This window comes from Brevundimonas sp. CURTG3B2_SDJG, from assembly GCF_057364705.1.
In genome coordinates, this window is the sequence record NZ_JBNFOJ010000505.1 from 1 (window position 1) to 1,117 (window position 1,117).

The 1,117-nt window shown below is 74.4% G+C and carries 1 protein-coding gene and 1 pseudogene; both read right to left on the bottom strand.

The genetic code is table 11. The features are described 5' to 3' along the window. Positions 1 to 695 (bottom strand): 3'-5' exonuclease (locus AC2W7C_RS18255; RefSeq protein WP_486002613.1); only part of this gene is annotated, 695 nt, incomplete at its 3' end. Further along, positions 632 to 1,117: pseudogene (locus AC2W7C_RS18260) on the bottom strand (hypothetical protein); the annotation flags it as partial. The gene AC2W7C_RS18255 and the pseudogene AC2W7C_RS18260, both read right to left, overlap by 64 nt.

The following is a 1,117-nucleotide window of genomic DNA, read 5'->3' on the forward strand; positions in this document are numbered from 1 at the left end:
TCCCGCCGTGCGCGGTCGACGGGAACGGGAGTCGGCGCCGAATCGGCGGACGGTCCCGTGCGGGCCCGAGAACGGCGCGGACCGTCCCCGCCCAGCCCCTCGACGGCCTCGACCAGGGGTCCCCACCAGGCGCGGATGTTCTCCAGCCGGCGATTGGCGGCGAACCGGCCGCCGATGATCAGCCGGTCCCGGGCGCGGGTCAGGCCGACGTAGAGCAGGCGCAGGGATTCCTCCTCGTTGCGCCGCTTGCGGGCGTCGCGGGCCGCGGCCGAGGCCTCGCAATCGCCCTTGGCCGAGCCGCACCACAGGAAGCCGCCGTCCTCGGTCTCCAGGAGGGCGTCGCCCTTGGGCTCCTCGAAGATGGTGTCCGGCAGGATGACGATGGGCGCCTCCAGCCCCTTGGCCGAATGGGTGGTCATCACCCGCACCTCGCCGCGCGGCTCGTCCATCTCGCGCTTGACGGTCTGATTGAGCGTGGACAGGGCGTGGCAGAACCGCTCCAGGTCGCGCACGCCCCGGGCCTCGGCCGCCTGGGCCTGGTCCAGGAAGGCGTCGATGGCGTCGCCGGCCTCGGCGCCCAGCCGGGTCATGAAGCGCTGGCGGATGGTCAGTCCCCGGGCGTCCAGCCGGTTCAGCAGACCGGCGTAGAGGTCGAACGGCGTCCGGTCCCGGGACGCGGCGCGGAAGCCCGCCACCAGGGCGACGGCGGCCGCTGCGGCGGCGTCGGTCCCCGCCCGATCGCGCAGCGCCCGCCACAGCGAGCCGTCACGTCCGTGCGCCAAGGCGTAGAGGCCGTCTTCCGACACGTCGCACAGGGGGCTGCGCAGCACCCGGCCAGGGTCAGGTCGTCCTCGGGGAACAGGGCCGCGCGTCCCAGCGCCAGCAGGTCCTGGAACACCGCGTGCTCGGACAGCTTCAGCCGGTCCGCCCCCGCCACCGGCACCCCGCCCTGCTTCAGCGCGCGCAGGATTTCCTCGAACATGGGCCCGCGCTTCTTCACCAGGATCAGGACGTCGCCCCAGTCGGCGGCCCGCCACCGGCGCGTCGCCTTGTCGTGGACGCCCTCGTCGCGGGCGACCAGGCCGCGGATCTCCGCCACGATGCGGTCGGCGACCCG